This is a genomic window from Azotobacter salinestris (assembly GCF_009363155.1).
Taxonomy (GTDB): domain Bacteria; phylum Pseudomonadota; class Gammaproteobacteria; order Pseudomonadales; family Pseudomonadaceae; genus Azotobacter; species Azotobacter salinestris.
In genome coordinates this window covers 3,429,118-3,449,499 of record NZ_CP045302.1, presented here as the reverse complement: position 1 = coordinate 3,449,499, position 20,382 = coordinate 3,429,118, and the positions used below count along the sequence as shown (strand labels likewise).

The following is a 20,382-nucleotide window of genomic DNA, read 5'->3' as shown; positions in this document are numbered from 1 at the left end:
ATGCACCTGCTGCGACTGGCCCTGGCCAGTCTGGCCAACCGCCGCTCCACCGCCCTGCTCACGGTGTTCGCCATCGCCGTCTCGGTCTGCCTGCTGCTCGCCGTCGAGCGGGTGCGTACCGAGGCCCGTGCCAGTTTCGCCAGCACCCTGAGCGGCACCGATCTGATCGTCGGCGCCCGCTCCGGCCCGGTGAACCTGCTGCTCTATTCGGTGTTTCGCATCGGCAATGCCACCAACAACATCCGCTGGGAGAGCTTTCGGCATTATGCCGACCATCCACGAGTGAAATGGGCGATCCCGCTGTCGCTCGGCGACTCGCACCGCGGCTACCGGGTGCTGGGCACCACGGCGGCCTACTTCAAGCATTACCGCTACGGCCGCCAGCAACCACTGCAGTTGATCGAGGGCCGCGCCTTCGCCGCCGATCCGTTCGAGGTGGTGCTCGGCGCCGAGGTGGCCGAGGCGCTGCACTACAAGCTGGGCGACGAGCTCGTGCTGGCCCACGGCGTGGCCAAGGTCAGCCTGACCCGCCATGACGACAAGCCGTTCCGGGTGGTCGGCATCCTCGGCCGCACCGGCACGCCGGTCGACCGCACCCTGCACATCAACCTGGCCGGCATGGAAACGCTGCACGTCGACTGGCGAGGCGGTGTGCCGGCCCAGGGCAAGGCGCGCATCGACGCCGAGCAGGCGCGCCGGATGGATCTGCAGCCGAAGGCGATCACCGCCTTCCTGCTCGGCCTCGACAGCCGGATCGCCACGTTCGCCGTGCAGCGGGAAATCAATGACTATCCGGGCGAGCCGCTGCTGGCGATCCTCCCCGGGGTCGCCCTGCAGGAGCTGTGGAGCCTGATGGGCACCGCGGAGCAGGCGCTGTTCGTGGTCTCGCTGTGCGTCGTGCTGACCGGGCTGATCGGCATGCTCACGGCGATCCTCGCCAGCCTCAACGAGCGCCGCCGGGAGATGGCGATCCTCCGCTCGCTGGGCGCCCGGCCCTGGCACATCGCCGGACTGCTGGTGCTGGAAGCCTTCGCACTGACCCTGGCCGGCGTGCTGCTCGGCCTGGCCCTGCTCTATCTCGGCATCCTGCTGGCCCAGGGGCCACTGCAGGCGGCCTACGGGCTCCATCTGCCGTTCGCTGTGCCGAGCGCCTACGAATGGCTGCTGCTCGGCGCCATTCTGCTCGCCGCCCTGCCGCTGGGCAGTGTGCCGGCCTGGCGCGCCTATCGCCAGTCGCTGGCCGACGGCCTGTCCATTCGTCTGTGAGGAATTCCGATGCGACGCCCTCTGCTTCTCCTGCTACTCGTTCTTGCCACGCCGCTGTGGGCGGCCGAGCCTCGCGACCTGGCCTGGACCGAGATGATTCCGGAGGGCGCGCCATCGGCACCGGAATCCCAGGCGCCGATGCACGAGAGCCAGGGGAACGACGGGCCGGGTGACGAGTCCGGGCCCCCGGCAGCCCAGATGTCGCCGGCAGCGCCGGTCGTCAAGGCGCTGGACGGCCAGTTGGTTCGTCTGCCCGGCTACCTGGTTCCGCTGGAGACCGACAGCGACGGCCGTGTCCGCGAGTTCCTGCTGGTGCCCTACTTCGGCGCCTGCATCCATGTGCCGCCGCCGCCGTCGAACCAGATCGTGCATGTGCGCAACGAACCGGGTGTGCAGCTCGAGGTGTTGTACCAGCCGTACTGGGTGGAGGGCAGGCTGCAGGTCGAGCACATCAGCAGCGAGCTGGCCGCGGCGGGTTATCGGATAACCACCAGCAAGGTCTATCCATACCAGCTGGAGCATTGACTGCTCCCCTCCCTGAAGGAAGGGGATTCCCAATTCACCGAGAACCGGACAGCGGTACTTGACCAATGCCACTTACATTCTCTCCAAGGGCTAACACCGCCAGCCCGGCGGCTTTAATGTTGATCGCGGCATTCACGTCGCGGTCGTGTTCGGTTCCGCACTCCGGGCAGCTCCAGGAGCGGACCGGCAGAGGCAGCCGCTCAAGGATATGCCCGCAACACGAGCAACGCTTTGAGCTGGGATACCAGCGGTCGATGCCGACCACCTGCCTCCCAGCCCAGCCACCCTTGTACTCCAGCTGGCGAACGAACTCGCCCCAGCCGGCATCGGCGATGGCTTTGCTCAGCTTCGGGTTGCGGATCAGGTTCTTCACGGCGAGGGATTCGACGCAGACCACTTGGTTCTCGTTGATCAGTCTGCGGGACAGCTTGTGCAAGCGGTCCATGCGGCAATCGGAGATTCTGGCGTGAATACGGGCCACCTTCAGCCGGGCCTTGGCGCGGTTCTTCGAGCCGAGCTTTTTCCTGCTCAGCCGGCGCTGCGCCAGGGCCAACCGGGTGGCGTATCTGGCCGTATGGCGGGGATTGCCGATGCGTTCGCCCTCGCTGGTGACGAACAGGTCTTTCAGGCCCAGGTCGATGCCGATCATCTGCGGCGTGACGGGCAAGGCCTCAGGTTCGAACTCGCACAGGCAGGACACGAAGTACCGGCCTGCAGAGTCTTTGGAAACGGTGACGGTGGACGGCTCGCCAGGAAGCGGCCGGCTCCAGCGGATATCCAGCGGCGTCCTGGACTTGGCCAGGTACAGCTTGCCGTCCCGGTAGCTGAACGCCGACCGGGTGAACTCGGCGGACTGGCGATGCTTCTTGCTCTTGAATGCCGGGTACTTCGTGCGGCCCGCAAAGAAGTTCCTGAACGCGGTCTGCTGATGGCGAAGGCACTGCTGCAGCGGGACGCACGACACCTCGTTCAGCCACGGCAACTCACCGGAGCGCTTGAGCCTGGTGAGTTCCGCATTGGCTTCCAGATACCCGACCTTCTCCTGCCGCTGGAAGAATGCATCGGTTCGCCAGCGCAGGACATGGTTATAGACAAAGCGCGTACAGCCGAACGTCTGAGCCAGCAATTGCGCCTGCTCAGGTGTCGGGTAGAAACGGTATTTGTACGCACGGTTCATGCATCACATTTTGCCATCCGCAATGTGAAGATGGCCACACCGAAACGGAGGAAGCGGGAACAGGGGCGCTCTGCGAGCGCCGCGCTATCCCTCCCCGCACTAGAAGTCCGGGGTTTCCCGCGCAAAATCAGATGAATACGGGCGGGGCAGCCGGCGAATCTGGTTCGCCGACTGCCCCGCCCATCCTGTGAGGCACCCCTTCGAAAGGGTTGAAAGACTATTGCTCTTCAGTCAACTCTGGCGAGCTGGCGTTCGCGCTCGAACGCCAGCTCACCTTCCGCCCACTCGCGCCAGGCACGGACCTGGCTGCGTTCCGCGCCGGCCTGCTCGGCGCGTGTCAATGCTTCCAGCCCCGGACGCCAGTGCCCCTGCTCCAGTTCCAGCTGAGCCAGGCTCAGCCAGTGCTTGGGATTGCCGGAACTGGCGGCGAGACGACCGAACACCTCGCTCGCCCGCTGGCGGTCTCGAGCCTGCCACCAGAGCTGGCCGAGATGCTCCTCGCGGACCGGGGTGTGCGCCAGGATGCCATCCTGCATCAGGGCGGCAAGCAGCTTGGCACCCTGCCAGGGCTGCCCGGCAGCATTGGCCAGCAGCACCAGGTTGTCCAGCTCGCTCTCGCTGAAGCGCAGGCCCTTGCCGTAGGCCGTGCGCAGGGTTGCCAGCGCCTTGTGCTGGGCACCGCTCATCTGCTGCAGGGCGGCCAGTTGGCGCCATTGTCCAGCCTCGTCGGGATGGCGCAGCAGCAACCGGCGCTGCCAGCGCTCGGCGGCGGCCCAGCGCTTGAGATCGGCATTGGCGGCGACCAGGAAGCGCAGCCAGTTGTCGGCCGCCGACGGATTGGCCTGTACGTAGCGCTCGGCCAGCGGCAGGGCCTTGTCGTGCTGCCCCAGCCCCTGATAGGCCTGCGCCAGCATCAGCAGGATCTCCTCGCCGGCCTTGGCGGAAATCGGCGCGAGCAGCTCGACCACCTTGGCATGGCGCCCTTCGACGGCGCTCAGCTTGGCCAGGTTGAGGCGCTCGTTGGCCGCCACCTCCTTGTCGAGCTTGCCGCTGGCCAGGGCCTTGGAGAGCAGTTCGATGGCCCGCCCGTTGTTGCCTTCGGCCCAGGCCAGATAGCCGCGGCTGCGCCAGAGCAGCGCCTCCTCGAGGCTGCCCGAGGCAGCCTTGACACCCTCCAGGGCTCGTCGGGCAGCCGCGTGGTCGCCCTTCTGCTGCGCCGCCTGCGCCTCCTGCAGGGCCTGGAACACAGCGGGATCGACGTTCTGCGCAGCCTGCGCCGAAGCAGCCAGCAGGAGCAGCAAAAGGAACAGGCGACGCATCTCAATCTCCTTTCTGAATTTTGAAATACAGGGTCTTGACTGCCTCGCGGTTGACTGCCAGGCCGTTCTCGGTACGTGGAGCAAAGCGCCAGCGGGCAGCAGCGCTGCGCGCCTCGCGCTCGAAGACGTTGCGCGGCGAAGCCTCCAGCACGCGGATGTTCTCCACCGCGCCGGCGCGATTGATGGTGAAGGCTAGCTTGACGTGCCCCTCGATACCACGCCGCAGGGCCATCTGGGGATAGCGCGGGCGGACGTCGTTGAGCGGCATGACCTCGCTCTCCGGACCGCCGACCGGGCCGGCACTGCCGGCGCCGGCCTCGGCCCCGCTGGTCGCCCCGCTGGCTCCGGCAGGCGCACCGGAAGCCGCTGCGGCGGCCGATGCCGAGCTGGGGGCGGCCGGGGCGGCAGCGAGCCCCTCCAGGGTCGGCGCAGGCGCACTGGCGACGCTGATCTTGCTGGACAGGGTCGGCATCTCCAGGTCCAGGGTGGGCAGCTTGGGCGTAGGCGCGGCAGTCGTCGGCGTCACCGGGGTCGGAGGCTGCGGCTGCGTCTTGGGCTGCGGCATGTCCGGTGCCGGCTGCCGGCTGGCGCTCGCGCTGCTCTGCTCGGTCGCCCCCATCCGCACGAAGTGGCCGACGGTAAGCGGATCCTCGGGCACCTTGTTGGTCGGCGGAGCGATCAGGCTGAGCATCAGCAGGAACAGCGCCAGGGTTACCAGGCAGGCTGCGGCAAAGGACAGCGGCAGGCGCATCACTGCACTCCCGTACCGGCAGCCAGCGCCACGTCGGCCACCCCGGCCTGGCGCGCCTGGTCCATCACCTGCACGACCAGTCCGGTCCGTGCGTCGCGATCGGCCTGGACCACCACCACGCCCTCCGGCTGGTCGACACGCAGGCGCTCGACATGGGCGCGCACGCTGCGCACGTCCACGGCCTTCTTGTCGATCCAGACCTGGCCGTCGGCGGTCACCGCGATCAGGATGTTGCCCTTGTCCTGCGGGCTGGCGGTATCCGCCTGCGGACGCTGGACCTCGACGCCGGACTCCTTGATGAAGGAGCTGGTGACGATGAAGAAGATCAGCATGATGAAGACCACATCAAGCATCGGCGTCAGGTCGATGCCGGTTTCTTCATCCTGCTGGTAATGATGGCGACGCATTCTCATCGTCAATCTCTCTATAGAACGAACGGGCTCAATCGTGTCGCAACTGGTCGGCCAGTTGCTCGAGGGCCAAACGGGCGGAGCGCTCGAGGCGCGCCAGGCTGAACAGTCCAGTGATGGCCAGTACCATGCCGGCCATGGTCGGCAGGGTCGCCTGCCAGACACCGGCGGCCATGCCGCGCGGATTGCCGGTGCCGCTCATGGCCAGTACGTCGAATACCGCAATCATGCCGCTGACGGTACCGAGCAGGCCGAGCAGCGGATACAGCGCCACCAGGGTCTTGCCCAGGCGCAGGGGACCGCCCAGCCGATGCTGCGCCTGGGCCAGCCAGGCCGTGCGCACCGAGCGCTGCCAGGTGCCGGAAAGATGATCAAACTGCTCCCAGGCCTGGCGATGCGCCTCCACCCAGCGGGGAAAGATCCGGTGCATGAACCACAGGCGCTCGAACACCAGCGTCCAGTAGATCACGCAGAGCCCGGCCAGGGCCCACATCACCATCCCGCCCGCAGCCATGAGGTCGAGCAGCGCGTGACCGCTGTCGACCAGGCGCAGCCAGTAGGCATGCAGATCAGTCACGGCGCGGCGCTCCCGACAGGTGCAGGGCGACCAGGCCGGCGCTCTGCTGCTCCAGCAACTGGACCAGCGCCTTGCTGCGGCTGGCCAGCAGGGCATGCAGGAACAGCAGCGGAATGGCCACCACCAGCCCCTGTACGGTAGTCACCAGGGCTTGGGAGATGCCGTCGGCCATCAGCCGCGAATCGCCGCCGCCGCTCTGGGTAATGGCCTGGAAGGTGACGATCATGCCGGTCACGGTACCGAGCAGGCCGAGCAGCGGGGCCACGGCACTGAACAGCTTGAGCAGGCCCTGGCCGCGCTCCAGCGGCGGCGTCTCCTGAAGGATCGCCTCGTCCAGCTTGAGCTCCAGGGTTTCCAGATCGGCCAGCTGCGGCTTCGGCCCCAGCACGCCGATCACCCGGCCGAGCGGGTTGTCGTCGCGCGGCGTACCCAGATCCTGCAGCTGCACCTTGATGCTGCGCGACACACCGGAGAGATAGATCATTCGCCAGGCGGCAAGACACAGGCCGAGCACGCCGAGGCCGAGGATCACCCAGCCGACCAGACCGCCGTGCTGGACGCGATCCCAGAGCCCCGGCTCGCGCTGCAGCTGAGCCAGCAGGGAGCCGCGCGAGGGATCGATGGGTAACGCGGCAAGGGCATCGCCACTCTGCAGATAGCTTTTCACCAGACTGTCGCCGGCAGGCTGGCGTGGCGGCGCCAACAGCTCGCCGCTATCGGCGTCGTAGCGCAGGAAGCCACCTTCGCCGAAGGCGGAGAAGGTACCGACGCGCAGCACCGGCTGGGTCACCTGCCGGCCGTCGCCGCCGACCACCGGCAGCTCCACCCGCTCGACCCGGCCGCTGGCCGCGAGATCCTCGAGCAGAGCCATCCAGTAGCCCTCCAGATCCTCGCTGGACGGCAGGGCGCGGCTTTCCGCCAGTGCCTTGAGACGCGCCAGACGCTCCGGATACTGCACATTGAGCAGGCTGTCCTGCCAGTGCCCGGCGACATCCCCGGCACTCTGGCGAACCACGGCGAACAGCTCGCCGAAACTGCCGACGCGCTGGGCCAGTTGTTTTTCCTGCTCGGCCAGTTGGGCCGCCTGACGGTCGAATTCGACCTTCAGGCGCTCGGCTTCGGCCTTCTGCGCATTCAGCTCGGCACGGGCGGCAGCCAGCAGCCTGGCCTGCTCGCCACGCCCGGCGAGGAAGGCCTTTTCCCGCTCGGCCATGGCGCTGACTTCGGCGGCGCGCTCGCTGCGAATGCGCTCGAGCAACTGATCGGGACTCAGGGTGTTCGCCGCCAGGGCGAAGACCGGCAGACTCAGGGCAAGGACGAAAGCGAGACGACGAATCATTGCTTGGCCTCCAGGGCCAGGGTCTTGACGGGCAGTTGCAGGTAAACAGGGGCCTGTTGCTGGCGGGCGATGGCGATGGCCTGGGCGAGCGGGCGACGGGCACTGCCATCGAGCACTTCCCAGCGGCGCGCCTGCGGGTTCCACCAGCCGCTCTCATGGCCGTCGAGGGTCTGGTAATAAAGCATCACCCGGCCCAGGCGGAAGAATTCGACGCTGCGCAGGCCGCCCTCCGCCTGCAGCTCGCCACGCCATGCCTCCAGGGTGCGGCCATAGTCGCTCTCGATCTGGTAGGCCTCGAGGATCCGCCGGTATTTCTCGGCCAGGGAGACATCCGGCTGCGGCAGCAGCTCCTGCAGTTGCGCCAGACGATCACCGCGCTCCTCGGGGAGGAACGGCAGATCGGCCGCGATGAACTCGCCGAGCACCTGAATCATGCGCTGCATCTGCGGCGCCATTGCCTGCTGGGTGTGCTCGATGCCGTCCAACTGCCGTTGATAGCCGGACAGCTCCTTGCTCTGGGCGGCAGTCATTTCACGCATCTGGGCGTTGTAGGCCTTCAAGGCCTCGGCCTGCTGGATGGCGGTACGGTACTCGTTGAGCATGTCCCGGCTGGCGTCGTCCAGCGCCTCGATACGGTTTTGCGAGGCCTTCGCCTCCTCGGCCAGACGCTGGCTCTCATCCAGCGCAGCCTCCAGCGACGCCGCCGACAGCGGCAGGCTGGCCAGCAGCAAGGCAGCCATCAGCAGACGGGGGGGATAGGGATTCATACGGGGCGTCCTCGACAAGGCACATCACAAAAGAGAAACATTATCATCCGCAAAAGAGCCGCCCAAAGCAACCCATTGCAGCCCCCTGGCGAGGCTCTGGGAAGGGCCTCCGACCGAAACCGCGACAGACCGCCGCAGCTCTTTGAGCCTGGAACGGGGGACGCCCCCTCCCGTGACCTGCGTCACAATTTTCTCAGAAAACAAAAAATCTACGGAACTTTTCTTGCGCCAAGTCAATCACGGGCGCAGCCGGAAGCACTATGCTTCTTCACCATTAAAAGAATATATGAGCCTCGACCTCCGACTTGCCCGATCCCGCAAGCCACATCTCTTCCTCTACTTTCCTGCCAGTTGATTGCCGGTACTTCCCGATACCGACAACCACTCTCAAAAAGTTGCCCGAATTATTTACCAGGCAAACTTTCTCGACTATCAAAATTATTTACTTCAAGACTTGAGTCCTTGCTCCCTGGGTCGTGGACAAAGACTTTTCATCCACTCGTCCAGGCAAAACCGAATCCAATAGTTTTATTGAGACAAGTCAAGGCCGGCCACCTCCGAGTTACTAATATCGACTCAACACGCAAATACTTCTTCGGGAGTTCGCCATGGCCAAGTTCAAATCCCTTTTCGCCCTTTCCCTGATCGGCATGGCCCTGGCAGCCCCCTACGCCACCGCGCACGAGCGCGGCGACATCGTCCTGCGGGCCGGCGCGGTCACCGTCGACCCGCGCGAGGACAGCGAGGACATCCGCCTCGCCGGCGCAGGCAAGCTGTCCGGCACCAAGGCCACGCTCGACAGTGATACCCAGCTCGGTCTGAACTACCTCTACATGCTGACCGACCACGTCGGCATCGAATACCTGGCCGCCACCCCCTTCACCCATGAAGTGAAGGGCAAGGGCCTTCCGGCCAACTTGGACGGCCGCCTGGGCGACTTCAAGCAGCTGCCGCCGACCGTCAGCCTGGTCTACTACCCGTTCTCGCCCAACGCCACCATCCAGCCCTACGTCGGGGTCGGCATCAACTACACCTACATCTTCGAGACCAAACTGGGCAAGGCGGCCGAGGGCAAGGGCTTCAGCGGCCTGGACATGCAGAACTCCATCGGCCTGGCCGCGCAGGTTGGTGTCGACTACATGCTGACCGACACCCTCATGCTCAACGCCCAAGTGCGCTACATCGACATCGAGACCAAGGCCACCACCTACCTGAACGACAGCAAGGTCACCGTCGACGTGGACGTCAACCCCTGGGTCTACATGGTCGCCCTGGGCTACAAGTTCTGAGCCTCCCCCTCCAGCGAAAAAGGCGCCGATTCGGCGCCTTTTTCTTTTTCAACTCCAGCCAGCGCTGCCCATCCGCACAACAACAAGCCGCCTGCGGCACCCTCCTTCACAACAAGCAGCTTCACGCCCACATTGACACAGATCAAGAACACGCCTCTTTAGGCAAGTTTTCCGATGAATATTACACGCAAGCGCATCCGAAACTTTCCGGGAGCACAGTGAAATCCGCCCGAGGCTCATCTTGATTCACGTCAAGAAACAGCCCCCGAAACAGACCGCTCGACAGAACCAGTCCATCCGCTTGACGCGAATCAAGCAACCTCAAACAACCCTTCCAATACCCAAAAAGTTGGCATGAACATAATGGCCATTATTTATTGAGTTGAATCAAAACAGCCTGGCACGAGCAGCCTAATATGAGCTCCAAGAACCAAACATATTAAAGGCCGACACCACCCGCGGGCCTTTAGGAGCAAGACCATGCGCAACTCACTGTTCGCCCTCTCCCTGGTCACCCTGGCCCTCGCAGCCCCTTACGCCACCGCGCACGAGCGCGGCGACATCGTCCTGCGGGCCGGCGCGGTCACCGTCGACCCGCGCGAGGACAGCGAGGACATCCGCCTCGCCGGCGCAGGCAAGCTGTCCGGCACCAAGGCCACGCTCGACAGTGATACCCAGCTCGGTCTGAACTACCTCTACATGCTGACCGACCACGTCGGCATCGAATACCTGGCCGCCACCCCCTTCACCCATGAAGTGAAGGGCAAGGGCCTTCCGGCCAACTTGGACGGCCGCCTGGGCGACTTCAAGCAGCTGCCGCCGACCGTCAGCCTGGTCTACTACCCGTTCTCGCCCAACGCCACCATCCAGCCCTACGTCGGGGTCGGCATCAACTACACCTACATCTTCGAGACCAAACTGGGCAAGGCGGCCGAGGGCAAGGGCTTCAGCGGCCTGGACATGCAGAACTCCATCGGCCTGGCCGCGCAGGTTGGTGTCGACTACATGCTGACCGACACCCTCATGCTCAACGCCCAAGTGCGCTACATCGACATCGAGACCAAGGCCACCACCTACCTGAACGACAGCAAGGTCACCGTCGACGTGGACGTCAACCCCTGGGTCTACATGGTCGCCCTGGGCTACAAGTTCTGAGCCTCCCCCTCCAGCGAAAAAGGCGCCGATTCGGCTAATGCCGGTCAGTTACTAATTTTATCGAAAGTATTGTCATATTGAGGGATAATACTCCGATGAAATGCAAACGAAACTCCGACGGTCGAGCAATCGACCACCATTCCCTTCAGGTCATGCGTCAGCAGGCGATCAAGGCCGTTCGCGAAGGGCAGACCGTCCAAAGCGTGGCGGCCGCCTTCGGCGTCAATATCCGCAGCGTCTTTCGCTGGCTGTCCGACTTCGCCAATGGCGGACAGAACGCCCTGCTCGCCAAGCCGGTTCCCGGACGTCCCCCCAGGATCGGTGCCGAGGAAATGCGCTGGCTGGCACAGGCCGTTCGGGACCACTCGCCGCTGCAATACCGTTTCGAGTTCGGCCTGTGGACCTTGTCGCTGATCGCCGAATTGATCCGCCGCCAGTTCGGCAAGACGCTGTCGCTGTCCGCCGTGAGCCGGATCATGAAGCTGCTCGGCTTCACCGCGCAGAAACCCTTGCATCGCGCCTGGCAGCAGGATGCGGCGCTGGTGCGCCAGTGGGAAAACGAGACCTGGCCGGCGATTCGGGCCGAGGCCCGTGCAGCGGGGGCAAGGATCTACTTCGCGGACGAGTCGGGCCTGCGCTCCGACTACCATGCCGGCACGACCTGGGCACCGCAGGGGGAAACGCCGGTGGTCGAGGTGACCGGCCGACGCTTCTCGGTGAACATGCTGTCGGCGGTCGGGACGCGCGGCGAGTTCCGCTTCATGCTGCACGACGGGACGGTGACGGCCAGCGTGTTCCGCGAGTTTCTCAAGCGCCTGCTGATCGGTGCCGAGCAGCCGGTCTTCGTGATCGTCGATGGCCATCCGGCGCACAAGGCCCGGCTGGTCAGGGCGTTCGTCGAAGAACAGGCGGGGCGCCTGAAACTCTTCTATCTGCCGCCGTACTCGCCGCAGTTGAACCCGGACGAGCAGGTCTGGGGGCACGTCAAGCGCAGTGTGTCCAGGCGTCTTGTGCAGAACCGGGAAGAGATGAAGAGGTTGGCACTGGGTGCGCTGCGTAGAATCCAGAAGTTACCGGAGTTGGTGAAGTCGTTTTTTCGCCACCCGGACTGCCGATATGCAGCAGCATGACATTACTTTAAAAAAGGCTAGTAAGGCCGTCGCCTTGACCTTTGATGGGCTGAAAGCAAAATCCGATGCCTGTTTTAGGCATCGGATTTTTTATGCGGCTCTCGCGTGCACTGGCCATCACTCACGATATTGCTGCTACGTCCCATGCACTCGATGGGCTGGGCGAGTTGCTTGACCCCGACCTGGTCAAATCTGCCTTCGGGACCGCTGGTGTAGCTACCCTGCGCAAGCGCCGCTTGCCTTTGGAGTCCATGATCTGGTGCGTGATCGGCATGCCGCTGTTTCGCCGAATGTCGGCCTGGGATGTCGTCAACCAGATGGACATCATGCTGCCCGGGCAGCGCCCCCTGGTGGCCCCCAGCGCTGTGGTTCAAGGGCGTCAGCGCTTGGGTAGCCAGGCTGTACGTGAAGTCTTCGCGCTGACGCAGCAGCGCTGGCATGCCTTGGCCAACCATCCGACCTGGATGGGGCTACGCCTGCTCAGTGTCGATGGGGTGGGCTGGCGCACGCCCGATACGCAGGAGAACCGTGAGCGCTACGGCAGCTCCACCAACCAGCATGGCGATACCGGTTTTCCACAGATACGCATGGTGTGCCAGATAGAGCTGACCAGTCACCTATTGGTCAGCAGCAGCTTCGCCGGTTACCACAGCAATGAGATGGAACTGGCCGAGCAACTGGTCGTCACTACGCCCGATCACTCGCTGACCCTGTTCGACCGTGGCTTCTACTCACAGGGCTTGTTGCTCCATTGACAGCAGGCCGGCACCCAGCGTCACTGGCTGATTCCGCTGCGCAAGGGGGCCCGCCATGAAGTCATTCACCGACTGGGGCGCCAGGATGCCATCGTCAGTCTGCCGACCTCGCCGCAAGCGCGAAAGCAATGGCCGGGCCTGCCGGAAACCCTGCAGGCGCGCCTCCTGAGCAAGACGGTCAAGGGCAAGGTGCGCCAGATCCTGACCTCGATGACCGATCCCCTGCGCTTCCCTCCAGAGGAGATCGTCGATTTGTACAGTCAGCGCTGGGAAATCGAGCTGGGCTACCGGGAGATGAAGCAGAGCATGCTGGCCAGCCGCTACACGCTGCGTAGCAAGACGCCGGAGATGATCGAGCAGAAGCGATGGGGAGTACTGCTGGGCTACAACCTGCTGCGCTACCAGATGCTGGAGATGAGTCGCCACTGCCCGGGGATCTACCCCTGCGAGATGAGCTTCACCGCCTGCACCTGGGCGATCTTGGGGTTACTGAATGGCCTTTCCCTGCGGCATCCGGGCAATATCCCCAAATACCTGGCAGAGCTGCATGCGTCAGCCATGCACTACGTACTGCCGCATCGGCGGGAAGATCGTTGCTACCCTCGTGCGGTCAGACCAAAGCCGTCCAAGTATCAATCCAGAAATAAAAATGCCAGTCAGCTTAACTGACTGGCATTAGCCGATTCGGCGCCTTTTTCTTTTGCCTGCCCTCCGGCAGCAGCGCAAGGATGGCTCCGGCCGCACTGCCGTCAGGGCCGCGCCTGCCCCAGCAGACACGCCAGGCCGGCAGCCATCGACGTCGGCTCGGACAGTCGATAGCGCTCCCGCAGGCGCCAGTTGTTCGCCCGCGAATGGCGGATGTCGCCCGGTCGCGCAGCCTCCCGACGCACCTCCGGCAAGCCGCCGAACAAGGCCGAGATTTCTTCGAGCAGCCGGTTCAGGCTGAGGCTGCGGCTCAAGCCGACGTTCACCGCTCCCGGCAGGATCTGCGGCGCCTCCAGGGCCTGCAGCAGAACCTCGACGAGATCGGCGATATAGACGAAATCGCGGGTCTGCTCGCCATCGCCGAACAGGGTGATGGGCAGGCCCTTCGCGGCCCGCTCGGTGAAGATGCTGATCACCCCCGAATAGGGTGATGAAGGATCCTGCCGCGGCCCGTAGATGTTGAAGAAGCGGAAGATCGCCGGCTCCAGCCCATGCTGACGGCGATAGAACTCGAGGTAATGCTCGCTGGCCAGCTTGTCCGCCGCATAAGGGGTGAGCGGTGCTTTCGGGGTGTCCTCGTCGATCGCCTCGCCTTCACCGTTATTGCCGTAGACGGCCGCGCTGGAGGCGAACAGCACGCGCCTGACGCCATGCTCGCGCATTGCTTCGCAGACGTTCAGGGTGCCGATGAAATTGCTGCGGTGGGTGCCCACCGGATCGATCACCGAGGCCTGCACCGATGCCACGGCAGCCAGATGGACCACGGCTCCACAACCGGCCATAACCTCCCGCACCCGAGCTGCGTCGGCGACATCCCCTTCGATCAGTTCGAGTCGGGAATGGCCAAGCGGCAGATTGTCCGGCTTGCCGCTGGACAGGTTGTCCAGCACGCGCACGGAATATCCCCCGGCGAGCAAGGTATCGACCAGGTGCGAGCCGATGAAGCCGGCTCCACCGGTTACCAGAACGGACAGGTCAGACATGGCGATAATAACGATCCAGCAGGCTCGGCAAACCAGCACGCCAGGCACGCGGCTTGATGCCGAAGGTGTTGAGTATCTTCTTGCAGGATAGCACCGCATGCTGCGGTTCCTCGCCCGCATCCGGACTCGCGCCATGCGGCAGGGCCTGGATATCCTCGACGGCCAGCCGGCGATAGACGCGCGCTTCGCCGAGAACCGCCTGGCCGAATGCCAAGGCGGTGGTCGCCTCATGGCCGCCGTAATGATAGGTGCCCCACAGCGGCGCGCGGCAATCCAGTTGCTTGAGCACGGCGAGCATCACCCGTGCGGCATCGTCCACCAGCGTCGGGTTGCCGCGGCGGTCATCGGCCAGAGCCAGTACGCTTTCCCGTTCGGCACGCAGGAGAAAACGCCCGAGCACTCCGTCGGGACTTTCGTCATACAGCCAGCCGAAGCGCAGCAGCACATGCCGGGGACAGATCGCCCGCACACTCTGCTCGATGCGCAGCAAGGACTGCCCGCGCAGCCCGAGGGGCATCGGCTCGTCCTTCTCGCTGTAGGCCGTGGCCCGGGTACCGTCGAAGACCCGGTAACTGGAGGGTTGCAGCAGAATGATCTGGTGATGCCGGCAGAGTTCGGCAAGGCGCTCGGTCGCGCGCTCCTGGCTGGCCAGGCGGTCGGCATCGAGGGTCTCGGCCTGGAACCAGTCATGGTAGTAGGCGAGATTGAACAGCGCATCGGGACGGGTCTCGTCGAGCAGCTGGGTCAGGCTGGCCGAATCCCAGCCCTGCTCCGGGGGGCGGGGCGCCAGGAAGCTGACATCGGCCTCGGCGCCCAGGTGTATCAGGGCCCGACCCAAGGCGCTGCCACCGCCCAGCAGCATCAGACGCATATGCATGGAATGAGACTACCTTGGGTTGGCGGAAGGAATGCAAGCATGGAGAGAGTGAAAACGGTCCATCATCGGCACTGATCGGTGCCAAGGCGGCCAAGCCATCCCCGGCAATTGGGCGGTATTGTGCGGCTTTCGCCCGTGCACGTCACTACTGCCCGTGCCATGGCGCCGGCCGTCTGGCGCGCCGGAGCATGATTCTATCCATAGCGACGAATACATCCAGGACGGATGGAGCAGAGGACGTATCCCGCACCGCCGCACGCTCTTTCAGTCCCCTGCTCTGAAGAGAAGCTCGAGCGAATAGCAGCCTGCTCCCCTGAAGGCAATGTAGATCGATAGAAACATCATCAGCAGTGGGTATTCGATGCCACGGTCGCTCCACCACTGGGGCGCCATGGCCCCACTGCAGGGGCCAGGAGAGATGGGGCCCGCCTGCACTGCGGCAGGCGGGAAAGCCGGTCAGAACGGAATGTCGTCGTCGAAGCTATCGTAGTCCGGCGCCGGCGGCTGCCGGTCCTGCTGCGGCGCAGGGCGCGACTGCGGAGCCTGGGCCTGCTGTTGCGGCTCGCGCGGGGCGCGCGGAGCGCGCGGCGCGTCGTCGGAGTTGCCGCCGCGGCTGCCGAGCAGTTGCAGGGTTCCGTTCATGTCGACGACGATCTCGGTGGTATAGCGATCCTGGCCATCCTGCCCCTGCCACTTGCGGGTCTGCAGACGGCCCTCGACGTAGCACTGCGAGCCCTTGCGCAGATACTCGCCGGCGATCTCGGCGAGCTTGCCGAAGAACACCACGCGGTGCCATTCGGTACGCTCCTGCTGCTGACCGGTCTGCTTGTCCTTCCAGCTGTCGGTAGTGGCCAGGGTGATGTTGGTGACCGCATTGCCGTTGGGCAGATACCGGGTTTCCGGATCGCCGCCGACGTTGCCGATCAGAATGACTTTGTTAACCCCACGGGCCATAACGTTCTCCTAGGCTTCAGCACGTACCGGCGCCGGATCGATCAGGCGCTCGAGGGACGTGCGGTCCAGTTTTTGACTATCCACTTTGATATAGAGGGCGGCCTCCTCGGCCACCACCATGGCATCCGCCACTCCGGGCACGGCCAACAGGCGTTCGCGCAGGGCCGCATCGCGCAGGGCCGCAGGCGACAGCGGCAAGCGCAGGCTGGTGACGTAGGGAGGTTCGCGCATGGTAACAGCTATCGCCAGCCACAGGGCGCAGAGCAGCGCACAGCCGACGAATACCGCCCCGAGCCCACCCTGTTGGTACAGCCAGCCACCGAAGATGCCGCCCAACGCCGCGCCGAGGAACTGGCTGGTGGCATACACGCCCATCGCTGTGCCCTTGCCCCCGGCCGGCGCGACCTTGCTGACCAGCGACGGCAGGGACGCCTCCAGCAGGTTGAAGGCGGTGAAAAACGCCACCGCCCCCAGCACCAACGCCATAAGGCTGCCGCCAAGCAGCCAGAAGTACAGCTCGCAGAACAGCAGGACCGCTACTGCCGCGCAGAACACCTGCTTCATCCGACGCTTCTTCTCAGCGTAGAAGATGAACGGAACCATGCCGAAGAAGCCCACCAGCAGCGCGACCAGGTAGACCCACCAGTGCTCCTCCCGGGGCAGGCCGCCCTGCTCCACCAGAGCCAGCGGCAGGGCGACGAAGGTGGCCATCAGAATCGCATGCAGCGCACCGATGCCGAAATCCAGGCGCAGCAGGTCGGGATGGCGCAGGGTGATGCCCAGCGCCTGGCGCGCTACGCCCGACTCGCGGTGCTGCAGGACCTGCGGCGCCGCAGGTACCAACATGGCGATGATCAGGATGCCGAGCAGGGCCATGCCGGCGGTCGCCCAGAACAGCCCGGACAGGCCGAAGGCACGGGTCAGCAGCGGGCCGATCACCATGGCGGCGGCGAACGACAGGCCGATGCTCATGCCGATCATGGCCATGGCCTTGGTGCGATGCTGCTCGCGGGTCAGGTCGGAGAGCAGCGCCATCACTGCTGCCGAGATGGCCCCGGCCCCCTGCAGCACGCGGCCGGCGACGATGCCCCAGATGGAGTCGGCATTGGCCGCCAGTACCGCCCCGGCGGCGAAGATAACCAGACCGGCATAGATCACCGGACGCCGGCCGATGCGGTCGGAAAGGATGCCGAACGGGATCTGCAGCACCGCCTGGGTCAGGCCGTAGGCGCCGATTGCCAGGCCGATCAGAGTTGGCGTGGCATCCGTCAGGTCCATGCCATAGGTGGCAAGCACCGGCAGCACCATGAACATGCCCAGCATGCGAAAGGCGAATACCAGCGCCAGTCCGCCGCCCGCCCGGATTTCGCTGCCACTCATGCGCTCGCGATCGTGCATGCTCCAGTCCTCGTGAAAATGCGCGATTCTACCAGCCGCCGTTCGGCCAGCACATGCCAGCCGGCCGGGCGTTTCCCGGCTTCCCGCGGTGCGCCGTATACTCGCGGATTTCCGCCCGCCATGCGAGGCCGCTTTGGACAAGATCCTGATCCGTGGGGCGCGCACCCACAACCTGAAGAACATCGACCTGACCCTGCCCCGCGACAAGCTGATCGTCATCACCGGCCTGTCCGGCTCCGGCAAATCCTCGCTGGCCTTCGACACCCTCTATGCCGAAGGCCAGCGCCGCTACGTGGAATCCCTCTCGGCCTACGCCCGGCAATTCCTGTCGATGATGGAAAAGCCCGATGTCGATGCCATCGAGGGCCTGTCGCCGGCGATTTCCATCGAGCAGAAATCCACCTCGCACAACCCGCGCTCCACCGTCGGCACCATCACCGAGATCTACGACTACCTGCGCCTGCTCTACGCCCGCGTCGGCACACCGCGCTGTCCAGAGCACGACGTGCCGCTGGAGGCGCAGACCGTCAGCCAGATGGTCGATCAGGTGCTGGCGCTACCGGAAGGCAGCAAGCTGATGCTGCTGGCTCCTGTGGTCCGCGAGCGCAAGGGCGAGCACCTCTTGGTGTTCGACGAGTTGCGCGCCCAAGGCTTCGTCCGCGCGCGAGTCGACGGCCGGCTCTTCGAGCTGGACGAGTTGCCCAAGCTGGACAAGCAGAAGAAGCACAGCATCGACGTGGTGGTGGACCGCTTCAAGGTGCGCGGCGACCTGCAGCAGCGCCTGGCCGAATCCTTCGAGACTGCGCTGAAACTGGCCGACGGCATCGCCCTGGCGGTACCGATGGAGGGCGAGGCCGGCGAAGAGCTGATCTTCTCCGCACGCTTCGCCTGCCCCCACTGCGGGCACTCGATCGGTGAGCTGGAACCCAAGCTGTTCTCCTTCAACAACCCGGCCGGGGCCTGCCCCTCCTGCGACGGCCTGGGCGTCAAGCAGTACTTCGATCCGCGCCGACTGGTCGATGGCAAGCTGTCCCTCGCCGCAGGCGCGATCCGCGGCTGGGATCGGCGCAACGTCTACTACTTCCAGATGCTCGGCTCGCTGGCCGCACACTATGGCTTCAGCCTCGAGGAACCGTTCGCGGACCTGCCTGCCACTGTACAGAAGACCCTGCTACACGGCAGCGGCCGCGAAAGCATCGAGTTCCGCTATCTCAACGACCGTGGTGACATCGTGGTCCGCGCCCATCCGTTCGAGGGCATCATTTCCAACCTCGAGCGTCGCTATCGAGAAACCGAATCCGCCAGCGTCCGCGAGGAACTTGCCAAGCTGCTCAGCAGCCAGCCTTGCCCCGACTGCCGCGGCACCCGCCTGCGCCGCGAGGCGCGACACGTCTGGGTCGGTGAAAAGACCCTGCCGGCGGTCACCGCCCTGCCGGTGGGCGAGGCCTGCAGCTATTTCTCCGACCTGTCGCTGAGCGGCCGGCGCGGCGAGATCGCCGGGAAGATCCTCAAGGAGATCCGCGAGCGCCTGCAGTTCCTGGTCAACGTCGGCCTCGACTACCTGACCCTGGATCGCAGTGCCGACACCCTGTCCGGTGGCGAGGCGCAGCGCATTCGCCTGGCCAGCCAGATCGGCGCCGGCCTGGTCGGCGTGATGTACATCCTCGACGAACCCTCCATCGGCCTGCATCAGCGCGACAACGAGCGCCTGCTGGCCACCCTCACCCACCTGCGCGACCTGGGCAACACGGTGATCGTGGTGGAGCACGACGAGGATGCCATCCGCCTGGCCGACTATCTGGTCGACATAGGTCCGGGGGCCGGCGTGCATGGCGGACAGATCGTCGCCGAGGGCGCGCCGGCCGAAGTGATGGCCCACCCCGCGTCGCTGACCGGCAAGTACCTCTCCGGCCGCATGAAGATCGAGGTCCCGGCCGAGCGCACCCCCCGCGACGCCAAAAGGCTCCTCAAGCTCAAGGGGGCCCGTGGCAACAACCTGCAGAACGTCGACCTGGAGATCCCGGTGGGCCTGCTCACCTGCATTACCGGGGTGTCCGGTTCGGGCAAGTCGACCTTGATCAACAACACCCTGTTTCCCCTCACCGCCACGGCATTGAATGGCAGCAGCGCGCTGGAAACTGCCCCCCACGACAGCTTCGACGGCCTGCAGCATCTGGACAAGGTGGTCGATATCGACCAGAGCCCGATCGGCAGGACGCCACGCTCGAATCCAGCCACCTATACCGGACTGTTCACGCCCATTCGCGAGCTGTTCGCCGGAGTGCCGGAGTCGCGCTCGCGCGGCTACAACCCCGGGCGATTCTCCTTCAACGTCAAGGGCGGACGCTGCGAGGCCTGCCAGGGTGACGGTGTGATCAAGGTGGAGATGCACTTTCTACCGGACATCTACGTTCCCTGCGATGTCTGCAAGGGCAAGCGCTACAACCGCGAAACCCTCGAAGTGAAATACAAAGGGAAAAACATCCACGAAGTGCTGGAAATGACTATCGAGGAAGCCCGCGACTTCTTCGATGCCGTACCGGCCGTGGCGCGCAAGCTGCAGACGCTCATCGATGTTGGTCTCTCCTACATTCGCCTGGGTCAGAGCGCCACGACCCTGTCCGGCGGCGAGGCGCAACGGGTCAAGCTGAGCCGCGAACTGTCGAAACGGGATACCGGCAAGACCCTGTACATTCTCGACGAGCCCACCACGGGCCTGCATTTCGCCGACATCCAGCAGCTCTTGGACGTGTTGCACCGGCTGCGCGACCACGGCAACACCGTGGTGGTGATCGAGCATAATCTGGACGTAATCAAGACTGCCGACTGGATCGTCGATCTCGGCCCCGAGGGGGGCTCGCGAGGCGGCAGGATCATCGGCGCGGGGACGCCCGAGGAGATCGCCCGGATGGCACATTCCCATACCGGACGTTTTCTCAAGCCACTGCTGGAGCGCGACCGGGCTTGATCGGGACAACCAGGGCAAGAGCCGGCTCCTGAGGGAG

18 protein-coding genes and 1 pseudogene are annotated in these 20,382 nt (G+C 64.9%); 7 read left to right on the top strand and 12 right to left on the bottom strand.

The annotated features are described in order from the left end of the window. Together GCU53_RS16085 and GCU53_RS16080 are read left to right on the top strand one after the other, a co-directional pair. Positions 1-1,266, top strand: a complete 1,266-nt coding sequence (locus GCU53_RS16085; protein ID WP_152388492.1) for an ABC transporter permease — start codon at positions 1-3, stop codon at positions 1,264-1,266. Positions 1,267-1,275: 9 nt separating this feature from the next. Beyond that, positions 1,276-1,791, top strand: a complete 516-nt coding sequence (locus tag GCU53_RS16080; protein WP_152388491.1) for a DUF3299 domain-containing protein — start codon at positions 1,276-1,278, stop codon at positions 1,789-1,791. 34 nt (positions 1,792-1,825) lie between these two features. Here GCU53_RS16080 and GCU53_RS16075 read toward each other — a convergent pair whose 3' ends face one another. The 7 genes from GCU53_RS16075 to GCU53_RS16045 all read right to left on the bottom strand — a co-directional run bounded on the left by GCU53_RS16075 (position 1,826) and on the right by GCU53_RS16045 (position 8,131). After that, complete coding sequence (locus tag GCU53_RS16075; RefSeq protein ID WP_152385995.1) at positions 1,826-2,968, bottom strand: RNA-guided endonuclease InsQ/TnpB family protein; 1,143 nt, start codon at positions 2,966-2,968, stop codon at positions 1,826-1,828. A gap of 227 nt (positions 2,969-3,195) precedes the next feature. Then, complete coding sequence (locus tag GCU53_RS16070; protein WP_152388490.1) at positions 3,196-4,287, bottom strand: tetratricopeptide repeat protein; 1,092 nt, start codon at positions 4,285-4,287, stop codon at positions 3,196-3,198. 1 nt (position 4,288) lies between these two features. After that, positions 4,289-5,038, bottom strand: a complete 750-nt coding sequence (locus GCU53_RS16065) for an energy transducer TonB (protein ID WP_152388489.1) — start codon at positions 5,036-5,038, stop codon at positions 4,289-4,291. Next, complete coding sequence (locus GCU53_RS16060) at positions 5,038-5,451, bottom strand: ExbD/TolR family protein (protein WP_152388488.1); 414 nt, start codon at positions 5,449-5,451, stop codon at positions 5,038-5,040. Before GCU53_RS16060 ends, GCU53_RS16065 begins: the two co-directional genes overlap by 1 nt. 28 nt (positions 5,452-5,479) lie before the next feature. After that, complete coding sequence (locus tag GCU53_RS16055; protein ID WP_152388487.1) at positions 5,480-6,025, bottom strand: MotA/TolQ/ExbB proton channel family protein; 546 nt, start codon at positions 6,023-6,025, stop codon at positions 5,480-5,482. Then, positions 6,018-7,364, bottom strand: a complete 1,347-nt coding sequence (locus GCU53_RS16050; RefSeq protein WP_152388486.1) for a MotA/TolQ/ExbB proton channel family protein — start codon at positions 7,362-7,364, stop codon at positions 6,018-6,020. The genes GCU53_RS16055 and GCU53_RS16050 overlap by 8 nt, the downstream gene beginning before the upstream one ends. After that, a complete protein-coding gene (locus GCU53_RS16045; RefSeq protein WP_152388485.1) occupies positions 7,361-8,131 on the bottom strand; it encodes a DUF3450 domain-containing protein in 771 nt (256 codons plus the stop codon). The genes GCU53_RS16050 and GCU53_RS16045 overlap by 4 nt, the downstream gene beginning before the upstream one ends. Positions 8,132-8,739: 608 nt before the next feature. Here GCU53_RS16045 and GCU53_RS16040 point away from each other — a divergent pair. Further along, positions 8,740-9,420 carry an OmpW/AlkL family protein gene (locus tag GCU53_RS16040; protein WP_152388484.1) on the top strand — a complete coding sequence of 227 codons (681 nt, stop codon included), beginning with the start codon at positions 8,740-8,742 and terminating at the stop codon, positions 9,418-9,420. Here the strand turns inward: GCU53_RS16040 and GCU53_RS25545 are convergent. Next, complete coding sequence (locus tag GCU53_RS25545) at positions 9,408-9,566, bottom strand: hypothetical protein (RefSeq protein WP_167520081.1); 159 nt, start codon at positions 9,564-9,566, stop codon at positions 9,408-9,410. The two genes, GCU53_RS16040 and GCU53_RS25545, sit on opposite strands and share 13 nt — an antisense overlap. Before the next feature lie 334 nt (positions 9,567-9,900). Here GCU53_RS25545 and GCU53_RS16035 point away from each other — a divergent pair, with 334 nt between their 5' ends. The 3 genes and pseudogenes from GCU53_RS16035 (at position 9,901) to GCU53_RS16025 (ending at position 13,129) form a co-directional block, all read left to right on the top strand. Further along, complete coding sequence (locus GCU53_RS16035) at positions 9,901-10,575, top strand: OmpW/AlkL family protein (protein WP_152388483.1); 675 nt, start codon at positions 9,901-9,903, stop codon at positions 10,573-10,575. A gap of 95 nt (positions 10,576-10,670) precedes the next feature. Next, positions 10,671-11,705 carry an IS630 family transposase gene (locus GCU53_RS16030; RefSeq protein ID WP_152388482.1) on the top strand — a complete coding sequence of 345 codons (1,035 nt, stop codon included), beginning with the start codon at positions 10,671-10,673 and terminating at the stop codon, positions 11,703-11,705. A 92-nt stretch (positions 11,706-11,797) separates the two neighbouring features. Next, positions 11,798-13,129: pseudogene (locus GCU53_RS16025) on the top strand (IS4 family transposase). An 80-nt stretch (positions 13,130-13,209) separates the two neighbouring features. Here GCU53_RS16025 and GCU53_RS16020 read toward each other — a convergent pair. The 4 genes from GCU53_RS16020 to GCU53_RS16005 all read right to left on the bottom strand — a co-directional run bounded on the left by GCU53_RS16020 (position 13,210) and on the right by GCU53_RS16005 (position 17,377). Further along, the gene (locus GCU53_RS16020) at positions 13,210-14,148 is read right to left on the bottom strand and encodes an NAD-dependent epimerase/dehydratase family protein (RefSeq protein ID WP_152388481.1); all 939 of its coding nucleotides are present in this window, start codon (positions 14,146-14,148) and stop codon (positions 13,210-13,212) included. Beyond that, positions 14,141-15,025 (bottom strand): sugar nucleotide-binding protein, encoded by an 885-nt coding sequence (locus GCU53_RS16015; RefSeq protein ID WP_152388480.1) that lies wholly within the window; start codon positions 15,023-15,025, stop codon positions 14,141-14,143. The genes GCU53_RS16020 and GCU53_RS16015 overlap by 8 nt, the downstream gene beginning before the upstream one ends. A gap of 456 nt (positions 15,026-15,481) precedes the next feature. Then, entirely contained in the window at positions 15,482-15,979 is a 498-nt protein-coding gene (locus GCU53_RS16010; protein WP_152388479.1) for a single-stranded DNA-binding protein, read from the bottom strand. Between the two features lie 9 nt (positions 15,980-15,988). Further along, positions 15,989-17,377: an MFS transporter gene (locus GCU53_RS16005; RefSeq protein ID WP_152388478.1), complete on the bottom strand. Its 1,389-nt coding sequence runs from the start codon at positions 17,375-17,377 to the stop codon at positions 15,989-15,991. A gap of 133 nt (positions 17,378-17,510) precedes the next feature. Between GCU53_RS16005 and uvrA the strand changes: the two genes are divergently transcribed. Next, positions 17,511-20,345 (top strand): excinuclease ABC subunit UvrA, encoded by a 2,835-nt coding sequence (gene uvrA / locus GCU53_RS16000; protein WP_152388477.1) that lies wholly within the window; start codon positions 17,511-17,513, stop codon positions 20,343-20,345. Positions 20,346-20,382: the final 37 nt, after the last annotated feature.